Source organism: Arthrobacter globiformis, assembly GCF_030818015.1.
Lineage (GTDB): Bacteria > Actinomycetota > Actinomycetes > Actinomycetales > Micrococcaceae > Arthrobacter > Arthrobacter globiformis_C.
This window is the reverse complement of record NZ_JAUSZX010000001.1, coordinates 2,083,158-2,103,940: the sequence shown is the minus strand read 5'-3', so window position 1 is coordinate 2,103,940 and position 20,783 is coordinate 2,083,158. Positions and strand designations below refer to the sequence as shown.

20 protein-coding genes and 6 tRNA genes are annotated in these 20,783 nt (G+C 66.9%); 19 read left to right on the top strand and 7 right to left on the bottom strand.

What is annotated here, in order from left to right:
- Positions 1 to 4 precede the first annotated feature (4 nt).
- The 5 genes from QFZ23_RS09635 to QFZ23_RS09615 form a co-directional block, all read right to left on the bottom strand.
- Positions 5 to 1,651 (bottom strand): RsmB/NOP family class I SAM-dependent RNA methyltransferase, encoded by a 1,647-nt coding sequence (locus QFZ23_RS09635; RefSeq protein ID WP_306922454.1) that lies wholly within the window; start codon positions 1,649 to 1,651, stop codon positions 5 to 7.
- The gene (gene fmt / locus QFZ23_RS09630) at positions 1,648 to 2,568 is read right to left on the bottom strand and encodes a methionyl-tRNA formyltransferase (RefSeq protein ID WP_306922452.1); all 921 of its coding nucleotides are present in this window, start codon (positions 2,566 to 2,568) and stop codon (positions 1,648 to 1,650) included. Before fmt ends, QFZ23_RS09635 begins: the two co-directional genes overlap by 4 nt.
- Positions 2,565 to 3,167: a peptide deformylase gene (def, locus tag QFZ23_RS09625; RefSeq protein ID WP_306922450.1), complete on the bottom strand. Its 603-nt coding sequence runs from the start codon at positions 3,165 to 3,167 to the stop codon at positions 2,565 to 2,567. The genes fmt and def overlap by 4 nt, the downstream gene beginning before the upstream one ends.
- A gap of 116 nt (positions 3,168 to 3,283) precedes the next feature.
- Positions 3,284 to 4,129, bottom strand: a complete 846-nt coding sequence (locus QFZ23_RS09620) for a cytochrome (protein ID WP_306922448.1) — start codon at positions 4,127 to 4,129, stop codon at positions 3,284 to 3,286.
- A gap of 95 nt (positions 4,130 to 4,224) precedes the next feature.
- Positions 4,225 to 4,296 (bottom strand) — tRNA-Val (locus QFZ23_RS09615).
- Between the two features lie 308 nt (positions 4,297 to 4,604).
- On the opposite strand from QFZ23_RS09615, the gene QFZ23_RS09610 reads away from it, so the two are divergent.
- The 6 genes from QFZ23_RS09610 to QFZ23_RS09585 all read left to right on the top strand — a co-directional run bounded on the left by QFZ23_RS09610 (position 4,605) and on the right by QFZ23_RS09585 (position 5,547).
- Positions 4,605 to 4,677: transfer RNA gene (locus tag QFZ23_RS09610), tRNA-Gly, on the top strand.
- Positions 4,678 to 4,724: 47 nt separating this feature from the next.
- A tRNA-Cys gene (locus QFZ23_RS09605) sits at positions 4,725 to 4,795 on the top strand.
- A 38-nt stretch (positions 4,796 to 4,833) separates the two neighbouring features.
- Positions 4,834 to 4,908 (top strand) — tRNA-Val (locus QFZ23_RS09600).
- Positions 4,909 to 4,965: 57 nt separating this feature from the next.
- A tRNA-Gly gene (locus QFZ23_RS09595) sits at positions 4,966 to 5,038 on the top strand.
- Between the two features lie 51 nt (positions 5,039 to 5,089).
- Positions 5,090 to 5,161 (top strand) — tRNA-Val (locus tag QFZ23_RS09590).
- A gap of 149 nt (positions 5,162 to 5,310) precedes the next feature.
- Positions 5,311 to 5,547 (top strand): antitoxin, encoded by a 237-nt coding sequence (locus QFZ23_RS09585; protein WP_306922446.1) that lies wholly within the window; start codon positions 5,311 to 5,313, stop codon positions 5,545 to 5,547.
- Between the two features lie 116 nt (positions 5,548 to 5,663).
- Here QFZ23_RS09585 and zapE read toward each other — a convergent pair whose 3' ends face one another.
- Entirely contained in the window at positions 5,664 to 6,701 is a 1,038-nt protein-coding gene (zapE, locus tag QFZ23_RS09580; RefSeq protein WP_306922445.1) for a cell division protein ZapE, read from the bottom strand.
- A gap of 218 nt (positions 6,702 to 6,919) precedes the next feature.
- On the opposite strand from zapE, the gene QFZ23_RS09575 reads away from it, so the two are divergent.
- Genes QFZ23_RS09575 through ybaK form a run of 3 tightly spaced genes read left to right on the top strand, consistent with a single transcriptional unit; the run spans position 6,920 to position 8,870 of the window.
- Complete coding sequence (locus tag QFZ23_RS09575) at positions 6,920 to 7,843, top strand: sulfurtransferase (RefSeq protein ID WP_306922443.1); 924 nt, start codon at positions 6,920 to 6,922, stop codon at positions 7,841 to 7,843.
- Between the two features lie 50 nt (positions 7,844 to 7,893).
- Positions 7,894 to 8,352, top strand: coding sequence for a SufE family protein (locus QFZ23_RS09570; protein WP_306922441.1), 459 nt, complete (start codon positions 7,894 to 7,896; stop codon positions 8,350 to 8,352).
- A 14-nt stretch (positions 8,353 to 8,366) separates the two neighbouring features.
- Complete coding sequence (gene ybaK / locus QFZ23_RS09565; protein WP_306922440.1) at positions 8,367 to 8,870, top strand: Cys-tRNA(Pro) deacylase; 504 nt, start codon at positions 8,367 to 8,369, stop codon at positions 8,868 to 8,870.
- Here the strand turns inward: ybaK and QFZ23_RS09560 are convergent.
- Positions 8,858 to 10,126 carry an alpha/beta hydrolase family protein gene (locus tag QFZ23_RS09560; RefSeq protein ID WP_306926778.1) on the bottom strand — a complete coding sequence of 423 codons (1,269 nt, stop codon included), beginning with the start codon at positions 10,124 to 10,126 and terminating at the stop codon, positions 8,858 to 8,860. The two genes, ybaK and QFZ23_RS09560, sit on opposite strands and share 13 nt — an antisense overlap.
- 117 nt (positions 10,127 to 10,243) lie before the next feature.
- Here QFZ23_RS09560 and QFZ23_RS09555 point away from each other — a divergent pair, with 117 nt between their 5' ends.
- The 10 genes from QFZ23_RS09555 to QFZ23_RS09510 all read left to right on the top strand — a co-directional run bounded on the left by QFZ23_RS09555 (position 10,244) and on the right by QFZ23_RS09510 (position 20,627).
- Positions 10,244 to 10,735 carry a hypothetical protein gene (locus QFZ23_RS09555; RefSeq protein WP_306922438.1) on the top strand — a complete coding sequence of 164 codons (492 nt, stop codon included), beginning with the start codon at positions 10,244 to 10,246 and terminating at the stop codon, positions 10,733 to 10,735.
- 14 nt (positions 10,736 to 10,749) lie between these two features.
- Positions 10,750 to 11,208 carry a peptide-methionine (R)-S-oxide reductase MsrB gene (gene msrB, locus QFZ23_RS09550; protein ID WP_306922436.1) on the top strand — a complete coding sequence of 153 codons (459 nt, stop codon included), beginning with the start codon at positions 10,750 to 10,752 and terminating at the stop codon, positions 11,206 to 11,208.
- Positions 11,209 to 11,354: 146 nt separating this feature from the next.
- On the top strand, positions 11,355 to 12,758 hold the full coding sequence (locus QFZ23_RS09545; RefSeq protein WP_306922433.1) for a DUF6421 family protein: 1,404 nt from the start codon (positions 11,355 to 11,357) through the stop codon (positions 12,756 to 12,758).
- On the top strand, positions 12,755 to 13,528 hold the full coding sequence (locus tag QFZ23_RS09540; protein WP_306922431.1) for an SDR family oxidoreductase: 774 nt from the start codon (positions 12,755 to 12,757) through the stop codon (positions 13,526 to 13,528). The genes QFZ23_RS09545 and QFZ23_RS09540 overlap by 4 nt, the downstream gene beginning before the upstream one ends.
- A 21-nt stretch (positions 13,529 to 13,549) precedes the next feature.
- Positions 13,550 to 14,662, top strand: a complete 1,113-nt coding sequence (locus tag QFZ23_RS09535) for a threonine aldolase family protein (protein ID WP_306926776.1) — start codon at positions 13,550 to 13,552, stop codon at positions 14,660 to 14,662.
- Between the two features lie 68 nt (positions 14,663 to 14,730).
- Positions 14,731 to 15,402 carry a DUF3000 domain-containing protein gene (locus tag QFZ23_RS09530; protein ID WP_306926774.1) on the top strand — a complete coding sequence of 224 codons (672 nt, stop codon included), beginning with the start codon at positions 14,731 to 14,733 and terminating at the stop codon, positions 15,400 to 15,402.
- A 180-nt stretch (positions 15,403 to 15,582) separates the two neighbouring features.
- Entirely contained in the window at positions 15,583 to 16,434 is an 852-nt protein-coding gene (efeU, locus tag QFZ23_RS09525) for an iron uptake transporter permease EfeU (protein ID WP_306922429.1), read from the top strand.
- A 123-nt stretch (positions 16,435 to 16,557) separates the two neighbouring features.
- Complete coding sequence (efeO, locus tag QFZ23_RS09520) at positions 16,558 to 17,754, top strand: iron uptake system protein EfeO (RefSeq protein WP_306922427.1); 1,197 nt, start codon at positions 16,558 to 16,560, stop codon at positions 17,752 to 17,754.
- Positions 17,751 to 19,118: an iron uptake transporter deferrochelatase/peroxidase subunit gene (gene efeB, locus QFZ23_RS09515; RefSeq protein ID WP_306922424.1), complete on the top strand. Its 1,368-nt coding sequence runs from the start codon at positions 17,751 to 17,753 to the stop codon at positions 19,116 to 19,118. The genes efeO and efeB overlap by 4 nt, the downstream gene beginning before the upstream one ends.
- A gap of 177 nt (positions 19,119 to 19,295) precedes the next feature.
- Positions 19,296 to 20,627: an HRDC domain-containing protein gene (locus QFZ23_RS09510; RefSeq protein WP_306922422.1), complete on the top strand. Its 1,332-nt coding sequence runs from the start codon at positions 19,296 to 19,298 to the stop codon at positions 20,625 to 20,627.
- Positions 20,628 to 20,783: the final 156 nt, after the last annotated feature.

Sequence of the window (20,783 nt, the reverse complement as noted above, 5' to 3'; positions counted from 1 at the left end):
GTAGTCAGGACTTGCGGCGAATAAGGGCGAGGAACATTGCGTCCGTGCTGTGGACGTGTGGCCACAGCTGTGCGGTCTTCTCATGACCCGCGCCCAGGCCGCCGCCCAGGCTGACGGCGTCCAGCACGCTGCCGGCGTCCAGGAGCTCCAGGTCGTCGCGTTTGCGCAGGGCGTCGCTGACCACCGCTGTGGTTTCGGCCGGGTGCGGCGAGCAGGTCACGTAGGCCACCACGCCGCCGGGCCGCACGGCGGCCAAGGCAGAGTTCAGCAGTTCGCGCTGCAGCGGCCCCAGGTCGGCAAGGTCCTTGGGCGTGCGGCGCCAGCGGGATTCGGGCCGGCGGCGCAGGGCTCCAAGTCCGCTGCAGGGCACGTCCACGAGCACGCGGTCAAAAGCGGCAGGCCGTTCCGACCCAACCTCCCGGCCGTCGCCGGTCCTGACGGTCCAGACGTCCGAAGGAACAGCGGACAGCGCCTGGCTGACCAGTTTGGCCCGGTGCGGGGCGGGCTCGTTGGCGAGGAGCGTGGCTCCGCGTTCGTTCGCCAGCGCGCCCAGCAGGGCTGCCTTGCCGCCGGGTCCGGCGCAGAGATCGAGCCAGGCTTCACCGGCGGTGCTTTCTCCTGTTGCGCTTTCCGCGTCCGCCGCGTTTTCATCAAGCCCTGCGTCGAGGCTGGCAGCCGCCAGAGCCCTGGCCACCAGCTGGGAGCCGACGTCCTGTACGCGCGTAGTGCCGGACCGGACGGACTCCAGCCGGCCAAGGTCACCGCCGCTGGAAAGGGCGGATCCTTCCACCAGTTCGCCGGGGACGGCACCGTTCTCCAGTGCCTCGTCCAGGCTCCCCAGCCCGGGAAGGGCCACCAGGTTGACCACGGGCGCGGCGTTGTCGGCTTCCAGGAGGTCATTGATTTCACCGACCGGGCGCCCGTGTGCCACCAGGGACTGCCGCAGGGCACGGACAATCCACTCGGGATGGGCGTACCGGACGGAAGCAACTTTGTTCTCGTCCTGCTCGCCGGCAACCAGCTCGTCCAGCCACTCGTCCAGGCTGCGGGCCGCTACCTTGCGGAGCACGGCATTGATCAATGCCGACGGACCGGCGCCGATGACCGCACGGGCCAGGCCGACCGTCTGGTCAAGGGCCGCGTGTGCAGGTACACGCATTGCCACCAGCTGGTGGACCCCGATGCGCAGGGCATCCAGGACAGCCGGATCCAGCTTGTCCAGGGGCCGGTCCACGCAGCGGGCGAGGATGGCGTCGTACGTGCCCTGGTTCCGCAGCGCCCCGTAGCTCAGTTCGGTAGCGAATCCGGCGTCGCGCCGGTCGAGGCCGTGCTGCCGGATGCGCGCCGGAAGCACGAGATTGGCATAGGCGTCCTCGGCCGCGACCGCGCGCAGAACTTCAAACGCCACCAGCCTGGCGGGGTCTGCCCTGCGGGTGCGCTGCGACGGTGCGCTCTCGGTGAAGTTGCGCTGGGGGCCGCGGTTGCGCTCCCTGCCCTGCGCATTGCGACGGCTGGTTCCGCCCCCGCCCCGGCGCTCGCCCGAACTTCCGCTACCCGAACCGCCGGTGCCCGAACCGCCGGCGCCTGAACCGCGCTGGCCGCCGCGGCTGGGTCGGCCCTGCCCGGACCCGCTTCTGCCGGAGTCACTCATTGGAATACCACGCTTTCGAGGGATGCCTGGCCGCGCGCCCAGTCGGCCGCGGCCATCATTTTCTTGCCTGCAGGCTGCACCTTGGTGAGTTCGACGGCATGCGAACCCGTGCCCACCAGTACGCTCTTGCCGGCCACAGCCAGCTGTCCCGGCTGAACATCGGTGACGTCGGGACGGAGCCGCACCGGCTCAAGCTTCAGCCGCTGGCCGTCAAGGGTGGTCCAGGCTCCCGGTTCGGGTGTCACGCCGCGAGCCCGCCGGCCCACGGACAGTGCCGGCTCCGACCAGTCGATGCGGCCGTCGTCGATGGTCAGCTTGGGCGCCAGGCTCACTTCCCCCTGCTGGGGAAGCGGCGACGCCGCGCCGGACCCGACGGCGGACAGCGTCTGGGCGAGCAGGACGGCGCCGCTGTGGGACAGCCGTTCCAGCAGTGCCCCGGAAGTGTCCTCCGGCCCGACGGCTTCGGTGAGCGTGCCGATGACAGGGCCCGTGTCGAGTCCCTCCTCGAGCTGGAATGTCACGGCACCGGTGACGTCGTCTCCGGCAATGACGGCCCGCTGCACAGGGGCCGCGCCGCGCCAGGCCGGCAGCAGGGAGAAGTGCAGGTTGATCCAGCCATGCGGCGGAATGTCGAGGGCCGCGCGGGGCACAAGACCGCCGTAGGCGACAATCGCGGCTACGTCGGGGCGGGCTTCGGCGATCCGGTCGGTGACGGCTGCGTCCACCCGGGACGCGTGGATGACATCGATGCCGAGCTCGGCGGCCCGGGCAGCAACGGGCGACGGCGTGAGCACACGCTTGCGTCCCACCGGCGCGTCCGGCCGGGTCAGCACCGCGACGATCTCGAAGCCGGCTGCCACCAGCGCATCCAGCGAGGGGACAGCTACGGACGGTGTTCCGGCGAAGAGGACCCTCATCCGGCAGCGCCGAAACTGCCGGTTCCCGACGTTGCCGCCCCGAAGCTGCCGCCGCCGAAACTGGAGCCGACGGTCTTGGCGCGCTTGGCGGTGGTCTGTTCGGTGATGGAGTCGTAGTTGGCGTTGCGGATGGAGCGCAGGGCGGCCTTGCGGTCCTCACCCTCGAGCCGGTCGGTGAAGAGGATGCCGTCCAGATGGTCGGTCTCATGCTGGAAGCAGCGGGCAAGCATGCCCTCCGCCTCCACCGAGACGGGGTTGCCGTTCACATCGACGCCGGTCACACGGGTGCTGCGGTAGCGGCGGACCGGGAAGCCCAGGCCGGGGATGGAGAGGCACCCCTCCACCTCATCCGGCTGGAAATCCTCACTGTTTTCCAGCACCGGGTTGATGACATGGCCTTCGACGCCGCCGATCCGGTAGGTGAAGACCCGGAGGCTGACTCCGATCTGGGGCGCGGCCAGGCCTGCGCCCTCCACGTCCTCCATCGTTTCGGTCATGTCGGCAATGAGCCTGGCCAGCTCCGGCCCGAAATCCGTGACAGGGTCGGCAACCGTGCGAAGCACGGGATCGCCGATGATACGGATATTCAGAATTGCCATGTGCAGTCATTTCCTCACGGTGAACGGGTAACGGGATCCAGTCCAGTTTAGTAGCTGCCGCCTGGCCGGCGCAGATGACGGCGGGAGCGGGCCCGGCCGGCCGGGTGCAGGAAGGGTCAGGAGAACACCGGCGGCGCCAACGGCAGCAGCGCGGGTCCGGCGCTGACGGTGTCCGCTGACATTTCCCACACCCGGCGCAGGGCACAGAACTTCCACCAGTGGTGCTTCAGGACTTCCGGGTTAGCGCGGACGGGCCGCACCTCGGTTTCACCGATCGCGACGGCGAGCAGGACGGGGGTATCGCCGTGCTGCCACGGTTCCCACTCCCCAGCCACGGGATCCACCAGGCTTTCCTCCGCCTTCATGCCGGCAACAAGCTGCATGACGACCTTGTCGTCCAGGGGCTTGACTTGGCCGTCGCGAGTCGTTCCCTTGGTCTTGTAGTCGATGAGGCAGGTGCGTCCGTTGATCTTCGCGACGAGGTCCAGTGTTCCTGCATATCCCACCGCCTTGTTCCACACGGTGATCTCCGGGGCGATCGGCTCCACCCGGAACAGCTCCCACCACTCATCGAAGCGGGCGGCGAAGGCTTCCTCGCCGTTGGAGGCCAGCGCTTCACGGGCTTCCTTCATCTGGTGCGGCCGGCCGAGGGCACGCAGTGCCACCTGCTCGCAGTAGTAGTGCACCCGGTCCCCGCGCTGCGCAGCCTCGTCCCGGTAGGTTTCGGCCGCCTTGGCCGCGCGGTTCACCGCCTGCCGCACCCGCGCAGGGCTGCCAAGGATCTCCGGCAGCGAGGGATCCTTGGCCAGGCTGCTGGCACCCATGTAGCCGAACCAGCCGTCCAGTCCGTGGGCCTGCTGCCCAATGACGGTGGTGATGGAGGGAACCGTGAACTGCTCCGTGGTGGAGCGGGCGTACATTCGGCCATATTCCGTGGCGTGGGCGAGGAGTGGAGCGGTCATGGTGAGACTCTTTCACGGGGGTCAGACATTGTTGCGGAAACAGAAAAGCCCGCTCCTCCCAGTTGTTTTCCTGGGCTGAACGGACTTTCCATCGGTGGGCGATACTGGGTTCGAACCAGTGACCTCTTCGGTGTGAACGAAGCGCGCTACCACTGCGCCAATCGCCCCGATGCATTTGAATGCTAGCGGACAATCGCGGGTTAACGGAAATCGGCGCGTTGACCCCTGGAAAAGGTCAGCCGAGCAAGGTGTCCAAGGAACGCCCAAGGCTGGGACCTGTGACGGAGCCGGCCCGTCCAGGCATCCGAAACTACACCTCTGTAATTCGAAAATTTCCCTAGAATTCAAGGAAGTGCGGCTTCCCTGGCCACGCCGGCTGTGCTCGATTTGGAGTTTCCCGGAACCTCCTATAGAGTTCTTACTCGTTGGAACGCGACGAACTGCCGAATACGGCAAGGAATCGCGGCTCCGAAATGCGGACGTAGCTCAGCTGGTAGAGCACCACCTTGCCAAGGTGGATGTCGCGAGTTCGAATCTCGTCGTCCGCTCGCAGGACACTGTCACGGCACTGGTTCCCCGGAATCGACGCCTACACGGTGGGTTGGCCGAGAGGCGAGGCAGCGGCCTGCAAAGCCGTATACACGGGTTCGAATCCCGTACCCACCTCGGTGAAAACCATGGTTTCCGGTAATACCGGATGCAATGGGCGATTGGCGCAGCGGTAGCGCGCTTCCCTGACACGGAAGAGGTCACTGGTTCGATCCCAGTATCGCCCACCAGAGCAAGGAAACTTGCTTGTAGTTGAACGTTCGGCCACACGGCTGAACTTCAAAAATGCGGACGTAGCTCAGCTGGTAGAGCACCACCTTGCCAAGGTGGATGTCGCGAGTTCGAATCTCGTCGTCCGCTCTCTTGATCCCTAGGATCCGAACCCAGGAAACCGCCGGCGTCACCGGCTCCGGGCGATTGGCGCAGCGGTAGCGCGCTTCCCTGACACGGAAGAGGTCACTGGTTCGATCCCAGTATCGCCCACGAAACAAGGCAGCTCCCCGGAGCTGCTTTTTTCTTGCCCTCATGCAGTTTGACAAAGTTTGTCAAGAACTCCTTGGCAGGCACTGCCTTCCGGGCTAGGATCGAATGCGGAGGAGCGAACTGGCTCCGGCGATTGAAGGGAGGTGCTCGTGGGTTTACTTGACGATCTAAAGGGCAAGGCTCAGGGTCTGATCCGCGGCAACGAGCAGGCCATCAAGGACGGCATCACCAAAGCAGGTGATTTTGTCGACTCCAAGACGGGCGGCAAGCACACCAGCCAAGTAGATAAGGTCCAGACTGGCGCTTCCACTCTCGTTGACAAAGCCAATGAGAGGCCTACCCAGGGACCGGCGGACAACGTGCCGCCGGCTGAGAAGGCTCCGTAGCCAGGACTTACCGGGCTTCGCCCCTGAACGTCAAAAGGTGCCGGTCCCGCCGAGAGGCGGCGCCGGCACCTTTCGTTTTCCCGAAAGAAGACTCGCCTGTCTACAAAAGCCCGTGCCTACGAGGGCTCGTGGTTCTGGCCTTCGCGGGCCAGCGCTGTAAGCCTGGAGACCGCCCTGAAGTACTTCTTCATGTAGCCACCGTTCATCATTTCCTCGGTGAACAGCTTGTCGAACGGAACGCCGCTGGCAAGGATCGGAACGTCCTTGTCGTAGAGGCGGTCGGCAAGCACCACAAACCTCAGCGCCACCGCCTGCTCGGTGATGGTTTCCACGTCCCGCCAGACAACGCCGTCCACGCCGTCAATCAGCTTGCGATAACGGCTCGGGTGGACGCCCGCGAGGTGTGAGATGAGGGTGCCGAAGTCATCCTCGGCAACGGTCTTGCCGTCGAACTCCGCCTTCATGTGGGCGTGGAGCTCGCTGTTCCGCAGCGGCGCCGGCGCGGCCGGGAGGCCGCGATGGCGGAAGTCCTCGCCGTCAACCCTGATGACATCGAACTGGTCAGCCAGGACCTGGATTTCACGCTGGAAATCCACGGCGGCAAACCGGCCGTCGCCCAGCGATCCGGGCAGGGTGTTGGAGGTGGCCGCGAGCTTCACGCCGGCGTCGGCCAGTTCCCGCATAAGGCGGGACATCAGGACCGTATCGCCTGGATCGTCAAGTTCAAACTCGTCAATGCACACAAGCTTGTAGGAGCTCAACGCGTCGACGGTCTTCCGAAAGGACAGGGCACCCACCAGGTTGGTGTATTCCACGAAGGTGCCGAAGGCCTTTGGGCCGGGGGCAGCGTGCCAGAGCGATGCCAGCAGGTGGGTTTTTCCCACGCCGAATCCGCCGTCGAGGTAAATGCCGGCGCGGGTCGCGTCCTTCTTGCCAAAGAGTTTCTTGAACAGTCCCCCGCCGTCCCCGGCGCCGATTCCTCCGGCGAAAGCCTGCAGCGCGTTCACTGCCGCCGACTGGCTTGGCTGCTTCGGGTCGGGCCGGTAGCTTGCAAAGGACACCTGCCCGAACCTGGGCGATGGGTAGAAACCTTTGAGGAGCTCATCCACCGACACCGCCGGCGTCCGGGTGGCGAGCTTTTCGATCTGTACCAAGGTGGTCCATTCTGCTGGTGATTTGTCCCCAGCAAGAATACCGGCATCAGCCGCCCGCCCTGCGGGCAACCCCTCGCTACCCGCGATGCCGTGAGCAAGCACACATTTCGTCCTGTTAACACACAGGAGCATTCGAACCGGCCCATGGCTAGTGTTGGACCAGTGACCCGCCGTCCCCCGGCGGTCTGACCTGACCGTTTCAGTGAAAGGCCATACGCATGTCCTACCCCGTTGAACAGAATGAGAAGTTCGCCGCCTACGCGCACCCGGAACGGCTGGTTTCCACCGAGTGGCTGGCTGCGGCGATCGACGCCGGCGCCCTTAACGACGGCAAGCTCGTTGTGGTGGAGTCCGATGAAGACGTCCTGCTCTACGAAACCGGCCACATTCCCGGCGCGGTCAAGATCGACTGGCACACCGACCTGAACGACGAAGTGACCCGTGACTACGTGGAGGGCGAGGCGTTCGCCGCCTTGGCCGCCGCGAAGGGCATTTCCCGCGACGCCACCGTTGTCATCTACGGCGACAAGTCCAACTGGTGGGCCGCCTACGCCCTCTGGGTCTTCAGCCTGTTCGGCCACGAGGACGTCCGTCTGCTCGACGGCGGCCGCGACAAGTGGATCGCCGAAGGCCGTGCGCTGACCACCGACATCCCCTCGCCGGCCGTAGCGGATTACCCCGTGGTGGAGCGCAACGACACCCCGATCCGCGCCTTCAAGGAAGACGTCCTGGCCCACCTCGGCAAGCCACTGATCGACGTACGCTCCCCTGAGGAATACACGGGCCAGCGCACCCACATGCCTGCCTACCCGGAAGAAGGCGCGCTCCGCGGCGGCCACATTCCCACCGCGGCGTCGATCCCGTGGGCACGGGCAGCAGCAGAGGACGGCACCTACCGCAGCCGCGCCGAGCTTGAGGCCCTGTACCTGGGCGAGGCCGGACTCACCGAAGGCGACGACGTCGTGGCTTACTGCCGCATTGGCGAACGCTCCAGCCACACCTGGTTCGCGCTGAAGTTCCTCCTCGGCTTTGAAACCGTCCGCAACTACGACGGCTCCTGGACGGAATGGGGCAACGCTGTGCGCGTGCCGATTGCCAAGGGCGCGGAACGCGGCTCAGTACCGGCAGTTGCCGCGAGGTAAGCAAGCGTAAAAAAGCGGCGGACGGGGACAACCTGCGTAAGCTGGAAGTGATGAGTACTCAAGCACTTCCCACCGCCCTGGCGGAGATTGTCGACGACTTCCAGGCACTGAGCGAGCCCGAGCGGCTGCAGCTCCTGCTGGAGTTCTCCCGCGGCCTGCCGGAGCTGCCGGCGCGCCTGAACGACCACCCTGAGCTGCTGGAGCAGGTGGTGGAATGCCAGTCGCCTCTTTTCCTCACCATTGAGACGGAAAAGAACGACGGCGGATCCCCCGCCTTCCGGTTGTTCTTCAAGGCGCCGCCGGAGGCCCCCACCACCCGTGGTTTCGCCGGAGTGCTCCATGAAGGACTGGACGGCCTCACCGCCGAGGAGATCCTGGCTGTACCCGATGACATGCCGGAATTGCTCGGCCTGACCCGCGCTATCACGCCGTTGCGCATGCGCGGCATGACTGCGATGCTCGGGCGCATCAAGCGCAAGGTGGCCGCCGCGGCCCGGCTCTACGCCTAGAAGCCGGACCCCGCATGGCGCGAAAAAACACGTCGCTGGGAACGCCTGCCACAGCCGTACTGGCTGCGGCGGGCGTTTCATTTAACTTGCACCCGTACAGCCATGATCCAGCCGCGGCCAGTTACGGCATGGAGGCAGCCGAAGTCCTGGGGATCGATCCTGCAAAGGTCTTCAAGACGCTCATGGTGGAGGTCGACGGCAGACTGGCGGTCGGCGTCGTTCCCGTCAGCGGAAGCCTGGACCTGAAGGCGATAGCTGCGGCACTGGGCAGCAAGAAGGCCGCCATGGCTGACCCCGCGGCGGCTGAACGGCGCACCGGCTACGTGCTTGGCGGAATTTCGCCCCTGGGACAGCGGCAGCCCTCCCCCACGGTCATCGACGAAAGCGCCCTCATCCTGGACACCATCCTGGTCTCCGGCGGCCGGCGGGGCCTGGACATCGAATTGGATCCCCGCGACCTCGTGCGCCTCACCAAAGCCGTCACGGCCGCGATCGGAACTGGCGCTCAGGCGGGCTGAACAGGACCCGAACCCGGATTTACACGCGGCGCCAGTTGCTGCTGCAGCCACGCCCGGACGAGCCCTTCCCAGCGGACCGGATCGGCGTTCCACTCCTTGGCATGCCGCGCCCCCTCGAACGGCTCGAACGTGACCATTTCCGGGTTCTTTTCGGCGAGCAGGGCCGACGGCTGGTAGGGAACGTATTCGTCGTCCACGCTGTGGATGATGAGCGTCGGCGTCCGGAGTTCGACGGCCCGCGACACCCAGTCCATTGATTTCAGGTCCACAGGCGCAGCCAGTCCCGTGAGCCGGCGGCCCACCTTGTGGCCCATCATCAGCTGGCCGTACCGGCCAACGGCCGACGGGATCCGGTTCAGCTCGGCGTGGTGGGCCAGCACGTTCACCCAGTCGATAACGGGCGCGTCCAGGACCATGGCCCGGATGACATGCCTGTGCTCCGACAGGTCCGCGGTCTGCAGGCAGATGGCGCCGCCCATCGACCAGCCGAAGAGAACAACCTCCCGGGCGCCGCGGGCCAGGGCAAAGGAGATGGCAGCGTCGATGTCCCGCCACTCCGTCGACCCCAGCCCGTACCGGCCGTCGAATGCTGCCGGCGCCAGGCCGTCGTTCCGGTAGGAAACCAGCAAATTCGGCAGCCCAAGTTCGTGGGCCACCCGCGCTCCACGCAGGCACTCCTGCCGGGTGGCCCCGCGCCCGTGGACCATGATGGCCCAGGTCTCGGCCCCGGCTTCACCCGGGATCAGCCAGCCCGGGGCAGTTCCGCCCTCAACCTCAATGGCGACATCTTCGGAGGCCAGCCCGACGTCGGAGGGATGCTGGTACGTGGCCCCTCCCCACCAGCCCCGGCCTGCAGTTTCCAGGTTGCCGCTGTAGACGGCCTCAACTTCCCGCAGCACGGTGCGCTCGGCCGGGGAATAGGAAAGGATTCTGCCGATCCGGGCGTGCCCGGCACCGGCGTCGAAGAAGAGGCTGTACACGCCATTGTGTGTTGTCTCCGGCGTGGCCGCGAGGATGACCTGCAGGTCCCTGCCGTCCCTGATGACTGCCAGGACTTCCTGGTCCGCCGCCCGCACGCGGGCGGGGGTGAGGACTCGGCGGGCAAAGTAGAGCGCGAGGGCAGACGATCCGGCACCGAGCAGGGCAGCCGCGCTGCCGCCGGCAATGATTCCCCCGAGTGTCCACTTCGCCCTCAGGGTCATCGCATTGCCCTGGGTAGTAGACGGGGTTGTCAAAGCAGCCTGCGCGGAATCCATGCCACCCATCTTGACGGATCCGGCGCCTTCCGGCACATTCACGGCCAAATCACTGAGGACCAAACGCAGGCGGGCCAAATACATGCGGGCATTGGCGGGCGGGACTAGGCTGATGCCATGAGCGATCCAATCGTCATTCTCACTGAAGAGCCGCTGGGTGCGGACGACCGCGTGAACATCGAACGCCTGGTGGACGGGGGTGACGCGCCCCTGGTTGTGCTGGTACCTGCCAATACGGAACGGCATCTGCTGGTGGACTTCCTCGAGAACCTGTCGATGCTGGACATTGCCAAGGCCTTCCGGGAGCTGACCTCCCACGCGCCGGACCCTGCCGAGGAACGGGCAGCGGCGGACGCGACGCTGGCCACCTCGGTCAGCGCGCTGGAAGGACTCGGCGGCGGCGTTGCCGGCGAGGTGGTGGCCGGCGGGGCCGTCAACGGCCTCGTGGCCAAGGTCAAGGAGCTTGGGGCTGCCCAGGCCGTCGTCATCACCAGGCCGCATGCCGTGTCGGACACCTTCCATACCGATTGGGCCAACAGGGCGCAGGACAAGCTGGGGCTCCCCGTACTGCATCTTTACGCGGGCTCGGGATTTATCGGGGACTCCTGAGCGTTGGTCCGACTATGAGCACTCCTGAGAAGTCCGACCTCACGAATACCTCCACAACCCCTGCCGCCGGCCGATCCGACGAAGCCTGGCAGCAGGAACTGACACCGGAGGAGTACCACGTGCTGCGCCAAGCCGGCACGGAACGCCCGTACACCGGCGAATACTGGGACACCCACACCGCCGGCGTCTACAACTGCCGCGCGTGCGGGACCGAGCTGTTCACCAGCAAGGAGAAGTTCGATTCGCACTGCGGCTGGCCGTCATTCTGGGCCCCGCTGGCCGAAGGGCGTGTGCGCTACATCCACGACCGCACCCTGGGCATGGACCGCATCGAGGTGCGGTGCGCCAACTGCGACTCGCACCTCGGGCACGTATTCGAGGGCGAGGGCTACGGAACGCCGACCGACCAGCGTTATTGCATCAACTCCATCTCACTGAAGCTGGTTCCGGCCGTCGACGACCCGCAGAGCTGAGGTTGCCGGGCGCTGCGCCTAGCGGTTATTTGGGCAGCCTCGAGCACTACAGTTTCTTATGCTCAAGCCTATGAACGATTAGGAAGGCTGTCTGCTTGCTACGCTCGCCGTAAGAAGCTCAGATAACCCGAAAGGCGAGGCCAGCGATGACCGTAACCGTACACACAGCACCAGCCCGAATATCCGCGGAACACCCGGAATGGCAGTGTCTCAAGGCGGCGGCCATTGCCCTGCGGGAACTGCAGGTGCAGGACGGCTCCATCCCGGACCAGGCCGATCATGCGGCAGCCCACGGCCACGTCGAAGCCCTTGTCAGCGCCGTCGAGGCGCTGGCACCGGCATTCCCCCACGATTCCCTGTACCTGGACCTGGTGTGCCGCGACTTTGGTCGCTGGGCCGGGGACGGGTTCGGCGTACCGGACTTCCTGGACTCCCTGCTGGCGTTCCAGCCGCAGGCGGACCGCGAGAACGGCCTGCAGCACCTGGTAGTCTTCCCCATGTACACGCAGAACGGCAGCAGCAGCCGGCTCGTGGAGGCTGTCCTCATCGACGTCGTGTGGCCCGACTTCATTGCTGGCCTGGAACAGGGCGACTACTCAAACCCCCTGTTCGTGCCCATCCGGTTCATCGACTTCACTCCCGGGTACGACACCAACTCCGCCGTGCTGTTCCCCGAAACCGTCGGCGTGCGCGCGACACCCAGGTTCACCTGGGGCGCCATTTTCGCCGACCGGGAAGCGGCACGCTTCCGCCGAGTCCTGCGGGCCGCCGCTGATATCACTTCACTTGAGCTGCCGGCGGGGACCGCGGAACTCCTCGAGGACCAGGAGCTCACCGAAAAGACCTTCGTCATGTGGGACCTGATCCATGACCGCACGCACATGCGCGGGGACCTGCCCTTCGATCCCTTCATGATCAAGCAGCGGATGCCATTCTTCCTGTACTCCCTCGAGGAACTGCGCTGCGACCTGACAGCCTTCCGGGAATCCGTGAAGATCGAGAAGGACGAAGCTGCGGACCCGGAAGCCCGCCGGCATGCCAAGCTCGTGCAGTACGCCGTCATTTTCGACCGCATCTTCCGGTTCGCCATCGCCGGCAGCCGGGTGCGCAACTACGACGGGCTCGGCGGCCAGCTGCTGTTCGCGTGGCTGCACCAGCACCGTGTCCTCCACTGGACCGACAGCCGGCTGACCATCGACTGGGAACACGTCGCCGGAGTGGTGGTGGAGCTGGGCGCCCGGATCGAGGAACTCTACTGGCGCTCCATCGACCGGCCCAAGACCGCCCACTGGCTGGCGGCCTACGAGCTGATCTCGGGCACCGTCACGCCGAACCCGGCTTCTGTCTGGGCCAAAGGGCCGGGCGCCCTCCCGCTCGACGGGCCGCCGCGGGGCCTCACCGACCAGGTCCTGGACGACGAGTTCCCGCTGTCCATGTTCTACGAGGCCCTGGAAAAGAAAATGCGCCCCGTCATCGAATCCACCGCAGGCATTACCGGTTCCACGGACGCTGCCCTGCCGGCAGGCGACCCGGCGGCTGCCGCAGCATGACTGAGGGCAGCATGACCGGCTCCAGCCTGACCGACGGCAGGCCACTGCGCGTGCTGGTCACGGGCGGCAGCGGACCGTCAGGGGTCGCGGCCGCCCACGCCCTGCTGCAGGCCGGCTTTGACGTCTTCACCGTGGGTTCGGACACGGCGCGCATCGAGGCCGCCGCGGAAACCGCGGGCGGCGCCACGCCACTCGTCTGCGACCTCGGCGACCTCGCCGCCGTCCGCGAACTGCAGCAAGAGCTCGCGCGCACCGCCGGAAAGATCGACGGCATCATCCACCTGGTGGGCGGCTGGCGCGGCGCGCAAGGCATCGCGGACCAGTCTGATGAGGACTGGGACTTCCTGGAACGCAGCGCTGTCACAACGCTCCGGAACGTGACCCGCGTCTTCTACGACGACCTCGCCGCCTCGCCCTGCGGACGGTTTGCCATGGTGTCCTCGACGGCGGTGGGCAGCCCGGCCGCCGGCGTCGCCAGCTACGTGGCGGCCAAGGCGGCCGCGGAAGCGTGGACCATGGCCATGGCGGAGGGGTTCCGCCAGGACGGCCCAGCCGACGGACCCCAGCACAGCGCCGCCGTCGTCTTCGTGGTGAAGGCGCTGGTGGACGCAGGCATGCGCAGCAGGCAGCCCGAACGGAAGTTCCCCGGCTACACGGACGTCGAGCAGCTGGCGGCGGCCGCCGTCGGGCTCTTCAGCCAGCCCGCCGCGGAGCTGAACGGGCAGCGGCTGGTGCTGGCCCCGGTGCCCGCCGGCGCCGCAACTACCTAGACTGAAAGCGTGACCAAAGAGATGACAACAACTGTTGAAACTGCCGGCAGCGGCACCATGTCCAGGCTGCACGACGCCTCGGTGCGCGGCTTTGCCTCGGACAACTACTCAGGGGTGCACCCCGAGGTGCTGGCCGCGCTGGCCGCCGCCAATGAGGGGCACCTGGTTTCCTACGGCGAAGACGCCTACACGGCCCGCCTGCAGGAGCTGTTGGAGGAGCACTTCGGGCCGGGCATTGAGTGCTTCCCGGTCTTCAACGGCACAGGCGCCAACGTGCTCTCCCTGCAGTCCCTCCTCCCGCGCTGGGGTGCTGTGGTCTGCGCATCGACGGCACACATCAACATGGATGAGAACGGCGCCCCGGAGCGCGTGGGCGGCATGAAGCTGCTGCAGGTGCACACCCCGGACGGCAAACTCACTCCGGAACTCATCGACCGCGAAGCGTGGGGCTGGGGTGACGAGCATCGCGCCCAGCCGTTGGCGGTATCCATCACCCAGACCACCGAACTGGGCACCTGCTACACGCCGGATGAAGTCAGGGCGATCGCCGAGCACGTCCACGCCAAGGGCATGAAGCTGCACATGGACGGGGCCCGGCTGGCCAACGCGGCGGCGCACCTGGGCGTTCCCCTCCGGGCTTTCACGCGCGACGCCGGCGTGGACATCCTGTCCTTCGGGGGAACCAAGAACGGGCTGCTGTTCGGCGAGGTGGTGGTGGCGCTGAACCCCGACGCCGCCCAGGGGCTGCTTTTCCTGCGCAAGATGAACATGCAGCTGGCCTCCAAGATGCGGTTCATGTCTGCGCAGTTCATCGCCCTGCTCGAAGGTGACCTGTGGCTTCGTTCGGCCGCCCACGCCAACGCCATGGCCGCGAGGCTGCGGGCAGCGGTGGACGACCTCGACGGCGTCGAACCCACGCAGAAGACGGAATCCAACGGCGTCTTTGCGGTCCTTCCTGACGGGGTGGCGGACAGGCTCCGGGAGTCCTTCCGCTTCTACGACTGGAACGAGGCCACCCGAGAGGTCCGCTGGATGTGCTCCTTCGACACCAGCGAGGAGGACGTCGACGCCTTCGTGGTAGCCATCAAAGCCGAACTGGCCCGGCACGGGTCCTCACCGGCGGCGGCGCAGTAACATGCGCGGGATTGCGTGAGCAGGCGGCGAGCCTGCCGGAACCGGCGGTTTCCAATGCGTACCCTGCCATTGTGAACGCACTTGCCCAGGTTCCCGCGAACTTCCTGTATGCGCTGGGAACGCTCCGCAAAGCACGCTGCCGCAGCGAACTGCGCCTCGACGAGATCCCGGCGCCCGCCCGGCTGGCGCCGTTCGCCGTCGCCCTCGGCGCCGAGGTCATAGTTCCCAGCGGCGGCAAGGACCGTTCGCCGGTCCACGGGCCGGCGGCGATGGCGCTGGCCCGGTCGGCCGCCGCCGGAGCCTCCCCCGGAGATGATGACGACGACGGCGAGGAACTCGCCACCGGGCGCTTCATCCTGCTGCATGACCCCGACGGCTCCGCCGTCTGGGACGGCGAGTTCCGGATCGTCACCTACATCCGGGCGCAGCTCGACGCCGAGATGGGCAACGACGAGATGCTCGGCTCGGTGGCCTGGACATGGCTCGTGGAAGCCCTCGAAACCCACCGTGCCCCGTACCGCGCGGCCGGGGGGACGGCCACCCGCGTGCTGTCCGAAAGCTTCGGAACGCTGGCGGACCGGCCAGCCTCGATCGACATTGAACTGCGCGCCTCATGGACTCCGGCCGGCGCCGACGTCCAGGCCCACCTCGAGGCGTGGTCGGACATGGTGTGCACCTTCGCCGGGCTGCCGCCGTTGCCCGACGGTGTCTCCGCGCTCCCCCGCAGACGCCGCAACTAGGGACTGCTCCGCCCAAACCGGCCCTGCCTAAAACTGCCCTGCCCAATCAGAGCTGCCCAAACCGGTGGAGTAATTTCTCCGGCAATTACGGCACGATTCTTTTGCCTAATCGCCTTGGCCGTGTAAAGTCCCGTGCTTAGGTGAGCCTAAGACGGGCTCCCCCGGCAGAAGGTGCTTTACATGACAGCCAACTTCCTCATCGGCCTACGGGAGGGCCTCGAGGCGACGCTCATCGTCGTCCTGCTGATGGCGTACCTGACCAAGAGCGGCCGCCGGGCGCTGCTCCCCCGGTTGTGGGCGGGCGTGGGAATTGCTGTTGCCGTGTCCGTCGGATTCGGCGCCCTGTTGACCTTCGGCCCGCGGGGACTGACCTTCGAAGCGCAGGAAGCCATCGGCGGCGGCCTGTCCATCGTCGCCGTCGGACTGGTCACCTGGATGGTCTTCTGGATGGCGCGCACCGCCCGCTCGCTCGGCAGCGAACTGCGCTCCCGGGTTGATGGCGTGGCCGACGGCGCCGCCTGGGGCCTGGTGCTTGTCGCGGCTCTGGCCGTCGGACGGGAAGGCCTGGAGACGGCACTCTTCCTGTGGGCCGCAGCCCAGGCCAGCGGCGAATCCGGAACCCCTCTGTTCGGCGCCCTGCTGGGCCTCGCCGTGGCAGCCGGTCTCGGCTATCTGCTGCACCGCGGCGTCCTGAAGGTCAACCTGTCCCTCTTCTTCACCTGGACGGGCGTGGCCCTGGTGGTCATCGCCGGCGGCGTCCTCGCCTACGGCGTCCACGACCTGCAGGAGGCCGGCATCCTGCCGGGGCTGCACAGCCTTGCCTTCGACGTCTCAACCGCCGTCCCGCCGTCATCCTGGTACGGCACCCTGCTGAAGGGGACCCTGAACTTCTCCCCTGCTACGACGTGGCTCGAAGCAGCCGCCTGGGTCCTGTACGCCGTCCCCGTCATGTTCTTCTACCTGCGGGCCAACTTCCGCCCGCCGCTCCGGCGGGCAGAAGCTCCTGCCACAGCGGCAGCCGTCGCCTCCTGACCGGCAGCGCCTGCCTCCAACCACCACCACACCCCAACAAACCCCGCTGTATCCCCAACACCCCTGCACCCCAACACCCTTGCACCCCAACACCCTTGCACCCCACACCCCCAAGGAATCCACATGCCAGGCTTGACCTCGCCCAAAATCCGCCGGACTGCCGGTGCCCGCCTCGCCGTAGTGGCAGCCACCGCAGTCCTCCCGCTGGCACTCGCCTCCTGCACCGACAACGCCAGCGCCAACCCGTCCGGTACCACCGACGGGCCCATCCAGGTGACCAGCACAGATGCCGACTGCAAGGTCTCCGCCGCTGAAGCCCCGAGCGGAAACCTGACCTTTGCCGTGAAGAACGACGGCGCCGAAGTCACCGAGTTCTACGTGCTCGCCGAAGACGGCCTGCGGATCGTGGCCGAAGTGGAGAACATCGGCCCCGGGATCACCCGAAACCTGGTGCTCACCGCGCCGGCAGGAAAGTACATCACCGCCTGCAAGCCGGGAATGAAGGGTGACGGCATCCGCGCGGACTTCACCGTCAAGGACTCGGGCAAGCAGGCCACCGCTGACGCCGACCTCCAGAAACTCGTGGACACCGGGGTCACCCAGTACACGGCCTACGTCAAGGACCAAACCGAGCAGCTGGTAGCCGGAACCAAGGAATTCGCCGCAGCCTACGCTGCAGGCGACGCAGCCAAGGCCAAGAGCCTGTACGCCGCCACCCGCATGCACTGGGAACGGATCGAACCCGTGGCCGAATCCTTCGGGGATCTCGATCCCAAGCTCGATGCCCGTGAGGCGGACCTTGAACCGGGACAGAAGTGGACAGGCTGGCACCGGGCCGAGAAGGACCTGTTCCCGCCGGCAGGATACAAGGAGCTGACCGCAGCTGAGCGCGCCGCAATCTCCAAGCAGCTGGTGGCCGACACGGAGGAACTCAGCACCCGCACCCGCACCGTAAAGCTCAGCGCGGACAAGCTGGGCAACGGCGCCAAGGAACTCCTGGATGAAGTGGCCCGCGGCAAGGTCACGGGCGAGGAGGAAATCTGGTCGCACACTGATCTCTGGGATTTCCAGGCCAACGTGGACGGCGCCCGGATTGCGTTCGAGAATCTCAAGCCCGCCCTGCAGCAGAAGGACGCCGCGCTGGCTAAGGACCTCGACGCCAAGTTCAGCGCCCTGCAGGCTGAGCTGAAGAACCACGCCAAGGGCGACGGCTTTGCCTACTACAACGAGCTGAGCAAGGACGAGGTCCAGCAGCTCAGCGCCCTGGTCGACGCCCTCGGCGAGCCGCTGTCCAAGCTCACCGCGGCAGTGGTGCTGTGAGCGGCTGCCCCTTCGGCGGCGGCCAGCAGCCGCCTGCCGGCACGCACTCCGACGCTTCCGAAGCGTCGCCGGAGACGTCCGACGGCGGTACCCGCCGCCTGTCACGGCGCGGACTTCTGGGACTGGCCGGCGTGGGCGGCGCGGGAGCGGTGGCTGGAATCGCCGCCGGCCTGCTCGGCCACGACGCCCTGGCCGCCGCCGCAGCGCCCCCGGCTGCCAACGATTCCGTCATCCCCTTCTTCGGCGACCGGCAGGCGGGGATCACCACCGCTGCGCAGGACCGCCTCCACATGGCAGCCTTCGACGTCACCACCGAAGACCGCGCGGCGCTCATCGACCTCCTCAAGGACTGGACCGCCGCCGCGGCGGCCATGACCGCCGGCCGGACCACCGGGACCACCGGCGCCGTTGACGGCCCGTACGATGCCCCGCCGGAGGACACCGGCGAGGCGCTGGACCTCGACGCTGGCCGGCTCACCATCACGTTTGGCTTCGGCGGCTCGCTGTTCGAAAAGGACGGCAAGGCCCGCTTTGGCCTCGACGGAAAGCGGCCCGATGCCCTGATCGATCTGCCGCACTTCCCCGGCGACGCGCTGGAGTCGGCCCGCACAGGCGGCGACATCGTGGTGCAGGCGTGCGCCGACGATCCCCAGGTGGCGGTGCACGCCATCCGCAACCTGGCCCGCATCGGCTTCGGCAAGACCCGCGTCCGCTGGTCCCAACTGGGCTTCGGCCGCACGTCGTCGACGTCGCGGGCGCAGCAGACCGCGCGCAACCTCTTCGGCTTCAAGGACGGGACCAACAACCTCAAGGCCGAGGACACCGCCCTGCTGGACGAGCACGTGTGGGCCGGCGCCGGATCCCGCGCAGGCGAAGCCTGGATGGAGGGCGGGAGCTATCTGGTGTCGCGCCGCATCCGGATGCACATCGAGATCTGGGACCGCACCTCGCTCCGCGAACAGGAAGGCCTGATCGGCCGGACCAAGGGAGAAGGTGCTCCCCTGTCCGGCGGCAAGGAATTCACCGCCCCCGACTTCGGCATCAAGGGCAACGACGGCGAGCCGCTCATTGCCATGGACTCCCATGTCCGCCTGGCCCACGCGGACCAGAACGACGGCGTGCGGATGCTCCGCCGCGGCTACAACTACACCGATGGCTCGGACGGGCTGGGACACCTCGACGCCGGGCTGTTCTTCATTGCCTTCGTCAAGGACCCGCGGACGCACTACGTTCCGATGCAGATGACCATGGCCAAGGAGGACGTGCTCGCCCTGGAATACCTCAAGCACACAGGGTCCGGCCTCTTCGCCGTGCCGCCGGGCGTCAAGCAGGGCGGCTTTGTCGGGGAAGGCCTCTTCGCCTGAGCTGTGGTCGCCCGAGCACAGTTTCGTCTATGCACTGTTTCGTCTATGCACTGTTTCGTCTATGCACAGGTTCGCCTGTGCGCAGTGACATGAACACCGCGCCGCCGTCGCTTCCGACGGCGGCGCGTGCCGTCCCGGAACCGCCCTTGCGCCTGCTGCCGGTAAACTAGGGTCATCATGACCCCTCAAAATCCGGATAACACCACAGCCGGCGCTCCGGCTGCTGAAACCACACCCCACATAACGGTGGAAGGCTTTGACAGCCGGGTCCCCGTTGTCATCGACCTTGATTCCCCCCGCGACGGCGTGCCTCTGGTCATCGAAACCCAGGCCGGGCTGGAACGTTGCGCTGCCGCGATCGCCGCTGGCACAGGACCGGCCGGCGTTGATGCGGAGCGCGCCTCGGGCTTCCGCTACGGGCAGCGCGCCTTCCTTGTCCAGATCCGTCGGGAAGGCTCGGGAACCTGGCTGATCGACCCCGAGCCGTTCGGGGACCTGCGGATCATCAATGATGCCCTGCGGGGCGTCGAATGGATCCTGCACGCCGCCAGCCAGGACCTGCCCTGCCTGTCGGAACTGGGCATGTGGCCGGACAGGCTCTTCGACACTGAACTGGCAGCCCGTCTGGCAGGCCTTCCCCGTGTCGGCCTCGCGGCCGTGATCGAGCAATTGCTTGGTTTTGGGCTCGCCAAGGAGCACTCGGCGGCCGACTGGTCCACCCGTCCCCTGCCGGAACCCTGGCTTCGGTACGCAGCGCTCGACGTCGAAGTTCTGACGGAACTTCGCGAGGAACTCATCGAACTGCTCGAAGCGGACGGAAAACTCGAATACGCCGAGGAGGAGTTCGCCGCGATCCTGTCCGCCGGGCTCGCCGCGCCCAGAGTGGACCCTTGGCGCAAGACATCCGGGCTCCACCAGATAAGGGACCGCCGCCAGCTGGCCGCGGTGCGGGAGCTGTGGCTCGAACGCGATGCCCTGGCCCAGAAGCGCGATGTCGCCCCCGGCCGGCTCATCCCCGACTCTGCCCTCGTCGCCGCCGCCAAGGCGATGCCCACGACCGTGCCGCAATTGCTCGGCACCAAGGGGTTCCACGGCAGGGCGGCCCAGCGGGAGGCCCCGCGCTGGCTGCGGTGCATCGCAGCGGCCCGGGCACTCGAAGACCTTCCGCCGCTCCACCTGCCCACGAACGCCCCGCCGCCCCCGCGGGTCTGGGCCGACCGCGACCTTCCCGCGGCCGAGCGGCTGCAAACCGCCAGGCCGCTGCTGCAGGAAAAGGCGGACGAACTCAAGCTGCCGCTCGAAAACCTGCTGACCCCGGACTACCTCCGCCGCGTCGCGTGGCGGCCACCGGCGGACATCAGTGAAACCGCCATCGCCGAGGAACTGCGCGAGCTAGGCGCCCGGCCGTGGCAGGTAGGGCTGGCAGCACCGCTGATCACCGCGGCATTCCTCAACCCCCAGCCCCTTCCGCCCAAGGAAGCCAGGGAGACAAAGGAAGCCTCGGCGTAGGCTTGTCGAATCGGCGTTGCAAGCTTACTGCAGCGCAGAGGACAGTCCCCTAGGTCCGCGCCACGGTGTGGGTAACGGGGGCCTGGTGCCAAGTAGGGCATGATGCATCCGGACCGATTCTGTGTGGCGGGCGTTTTTGTCGGACCCTGCTGTCAT